4 protein-coding genes are annotated in these 3,888 nt (G+C 71.1%); all 4 read right to left on the reverse strand.

Annotated elements, in window-relative coordinates:
- Positions 1 to 993: 4-oxalomesaconate tautomerase (locus FJM51_RS23135; protein WP_140456450.1), on the reverse strand; the 993-nt coding region annotated here is incomplete at its 3' end.
- Between the two features lie 31 nt (positions 994 to 1,024).
- Entirely contained in the window at positions 1,025 to 2,341 is a 1,317-nt protein-coding gene (locus FJM51_RS23140) for a ferredoxin reductase family protein (RefSeq protein ID WP_140456451.1), read from the reverse strand.
- A 40-nt stretch (positions 2,342 to 2,381) separates the two neighbouring features.
- A complete protein-coding gene (locus FJM51_RS23145; RefSeq protein ID WP_140456452.1) occupies positions 2,382 to 3,056 on the reverse strand; it encodes a 4-carboxy-4-hydroxy-2-oxoadipate aldolase/oxaloacetate decarboxylase in 675 nt (224 codons plus the stop codon).
- Between the two features lie 2 nt (positions 3,057 to 3,058).
- Positions 3,059 to 3,888 (reverse strand): VOC family protein (locus FJM51_RS23150; protein WP_140456453.1); only part of this gene is annotated, 830 nt, incomplete at its 5' end.

Below are 3,888 nucleotides of genomic sequence, written 5' to 3' on the forward strand. Positions count from 1 at the left end.
CCGGAGCGCGCCGTCCGGGGCGATGTCGAGCAGCACCTCGGCCGCGCCGGTCGGGTGCTCGATCAGGTAGCGCCCGTCCGCCGGGATCCGTGCCAGACCGGCGGCGGGGCCGCGGGGACGCAGGCAGGCGGTGGCGACGGTGACGGCGGCGAGCACCCCGATCGAGGCGTGGACGCGGTGCGGGATGAAGCTCCGCGTCGCGATCGCGCCGCCTTCGGTCGGCGCGGAGACCAGCGTCATCTTCGGCGCGGATTTCGCGGCCACGTCGCCGAGGTTCATCAGCGGCCCGGCCTTGAGCCGGATCGCCTCGAGCCGGGCCTTCAGCGCCGCGTTCCCCTCCAGTTCCTCGCGCGTCTCCCCCCCGGTCGCGCCGACATCCTCCGCGCGCAGGATCACGCAGGGCATGCCGTTGTCGATCAGCACGCAGTCGACGCCGTCGATCACGTCGACGTCGTTGCCCGTGGGCAGCAGTGCCCCGGTCATCGAGCCGGCGATGTTCTCGAACATGAGCGGCACGGCGGCGGCGGTGCCGGGCACGCCGTCGATCGCGGTGTCGCCCGCGTAGTTCACCCGGCCGCCGGGGGTTTCCACCCGCGCGGTGGCGATCTCGCCGGTGTTGAGCATGTGGACGCGGACCGGCGTCGTGTCGCCGGCCACCGGCACGAGGCCGCGCTCGATCGCCGCGGGGCCGACGCCGGCGAGGATGTTGCCGCAGGGCTGGGCGTCGGAGACCAGCGGCCGGTCGACGAAGACCTGGAGGAAGAGATAGTCCACGTCCGCGTCGGGCCGCGTCGACGGCGACAGGATCGCGACCTTCGAAGTCAGCGGATCGGCGCCGCCGATCCCGTCGATCTGGCGCGGATCGGGCGAGCCCATGATCCTGAGCAGCGTCGCGTCGCGGGCGGCCGGCTCGGCGGGCAGGTCGGAAGCCAGGAAATACGCGCCTTTCGACGTGCCGCCACGCATCCAGAGGCAGGGAATGCCGTCGTCCATGGGAGTCTCCTTGTGGCGGTCGGCCCGCGCCTCAGCGCATGGCGAACCGCTCCTGATGGAAGTCGCGGGCACTGAGCCCTTGCGAGAGGAAATCCTTGCGCAGGCTCTCGCCGAAGGCGGCGGGGCCGCAGAACCAGAGGCTGGCCGAGCTCCAGTCCGGCACGACGGCGCGGATCTTCTCCCCGTCCAGCAGCGGTTCGTGCTCCGAGAGCGTGAGATGGAGCGTGACGCCCGCGGCCTCCGCGTCGGCGCGCATCTTGCCGAGCGCGGTTTCCGAGACATCGGCGGTGGAATGGAAGAGGTGGATCGCCTGGCCGGTGCGATGCCGTGCGAGCTGCTTCATCCGGCCGATGAAGGGGGTCACTCCGACCCCCGCGCCAACCCAGATCTGCGTCCCGCGCCCGTCCTCGAAATCGAAACGGCCATAGGGGCCCTCGACCTCGACCTTCGCTCCGGGCGCGAATTCCTCGCGCAGCCGCGCCGTGTAGTCGCCGAGCTGCTTGGCGATGAAGGTGATGCGCCGCGTCGCCGGATCCCAGTCGGAGGCGATCGAGAAGGGATGCGCGCCCTCGAGCGATGAGGTGGTCACGAAGGCGAACTGGCCGGGACGGTGCCCGGCCCAGCGGTCGTCGAGCGCGATCGTGGCCTCGAGCACGCGCAGCTCGGGATACCAGATCCGGCTCTCGACCGTCCCGCCCGCGCCCCGGACGAGGCCGAGGCGCCGCGCCAGCACGACGCCCGCCGCGCCGAGCCCCGCGAGGCAGAGCGCCGCGAGCGCCCAGCCGACCGGCTGCGACCAGTAGGCGGGGCTGGCGAGCAGCACGCCGTGGAACACGAGCGCGAGGAAGACCGGCGTGATCAGCATGTGGCTGTAGGCGAACCAGCGGTACGGGATGCGCCGGACGAGCGCGATCAGGATGAGCGCGGTCGCGATGTAGAACGCCCACTCGCCGACGGGATGCGCCGGCCCGCGCAGGCTGTCGATCAGGCTCTGGTCCGCGGGCGCGGTGCGCGGCCCGCGCGGGCCGTTCGGACCGTTGCCGAGAAGATGACTGCCGGTGGTGAACCACCAGTGCGCGACCGAGGCGGCGAGCGCGGCGATGCCGAGCCAGCGGTGCGCCAGGTACATCTTGTCGAGCCCGTCCATCATCGGCTCCAGCCAGCGGGGCCGCGCCGCGAGCAGCGCGCCCGCGCACATCGCCCCGAGGGCGAGGATGCCGGTGAGCTGGATCGCGGCCTGCCGGAACAGGCGGTAGTCGAAGGGCGCGGAATAGAGGCTGTCGGACAGGAACCAGAGCCCGGTCAGTCCGAGGAGCAGCGCGGCGAGAAGGATCTTGGCTGGGGACACGAGGCTTCTCCTTGAGGGGTCCGGCCACGCGGTGCCGGGCTCAGATGTACTTCAACCCCTTTTCTGCGAGGCGCGGGCGCATGTCGTAAAGGTCGATGCCGAGTTCGCCGGCGGCGAGGCGCTTGCGCTTCATCTCCTCGTTGGCGGAACGGGCCTCGGCGGCGGCGAGAACCCCGGCGGCCTCGGCGCGCTTCACGACCACGACGCCGTCGTCATCGGCGACGATCACGTCGCCCGCCTCGACCGCCTGCCCGGCGCAGACGATGGGCACGTTGACCGAGCCGAGGGTCTCCTTGACCGTGCCCTGGGCCGAGATCGCCTTCGACCAGACCGGGAAGCCCATCCCGGTCAGGTCGCGGATGTCGCGGCAGCCCGCTTCGATCACCATCCCCGCGCAGCCGCGCGCCTGGGCCGAGGTGGCCAGCAGGTCGCCGAAATAGCCGTCGGAGCAGGGCGAGGTCGGGGCGAGCACGAGGATGTCGCCCGGCCTGATCTGCTCGATCGCGACATGGATCATCCAGTTGTCGCCCGGAGGCGCGGAGATCGTCACGGCCGAGCCCGCGATCCGCGCGCCGGTGTAGATCGGGCGCATGTAGGAGGCGAGGCAGCCGCGGCGGCCCTGCGCCTCGTGCACGGTGGCGACGCCGTGTTTCGCGAGCCCCGCGATCACCTCGGGTTCGGCGCGGGCGATGTTCCGGACGACGACATTGGCCATGCTCAGGCCTCCTCGGACTTCTTGATTGGCGGCGTGCCGTGGGTGTGGAAGGATTCGATGGTCCTGAGCCCCCAGGCCTGGCCCTTCATCCGGTCCTTCTGGGTCCAGACCACCGGCTCCCAGTCCGGGGCGAGGATGAGCCGGGCGCCGGCGTTGGCGAGCTCGACGCGGTTGCCGGCCGGCTCCCAGACGTAGAGGAAGAAGGTGCCCTGCACCGCGTGCTTGTGCGGGCCGGTCTCGATATGGACGCCGTTCTGCAGGAAGATGTCGGCCGCGCGCAGGATGTCCTCGCGCTGGTCGGTCGCATAGGTGACGTGATGCAGGCGCCCGTTACCCCCACCATGCTCCTCGGTGCAGGCGAGGTCGTAGGTCTTGTTGTTGACGGTGAACCAGCAGCCGCCGAGTCGGCCGTTGTCGAGACGGATCATCTCGGTCACGCGCGACCCGAGGCAGGTCTCCATGAAGCGGCGGAACTCGGTCACGTCGGAGGAGAGCAGGTTCAGGTGGTCGAGCCGGCGCGGCGCCGCGCCGGTGAAGGCGGAGGCGGTGTTCTTGAGCGCCGCGCGCTCGGCCTCCTCCTTCGGCTCGTACCAGACGGTGTCGTAGTAGATCTCGAACACATGGCCGAACGGATCCTCGAAGCGGAAGGCGCGGCCGTGGCCGGGGTCGCCCTCGACCCAGCCGATCACCTTGTAGCCCGAGGCCTCGATCGCCTTCACCCGCCGCGCCAGCGCCTCGGGCGAGGCGGCGCGGTAGGCGACATGGCCGACGCCGGTGGTGTCGGATTTCGTGAGCTTCAGGCTGTGGAACTCGTAGTCGTCCCAGGCGCGCA

The organism is Amaricoccus solimangrovi (assembly GCF_006385685.1).
In the GTDB taxonomy this organism is placed as follows: Bacteria; Pseudomonadota; Alphaproteobacteria; order Rhodobacterales; family Rhodobacteraceae; genus Amaricoccus; species Amaricoccus solimangrovi.

Excerpts from the sequence above, each read along its gene's own strand:
- FJM51_RS23145 (WP_140456452.1), bottom strand. The coding sequence starts at position 3,056 with ATGGCCAATGTCGTCGTCCGGAACATCGCCCGCGCCGAACCCGAGGTG.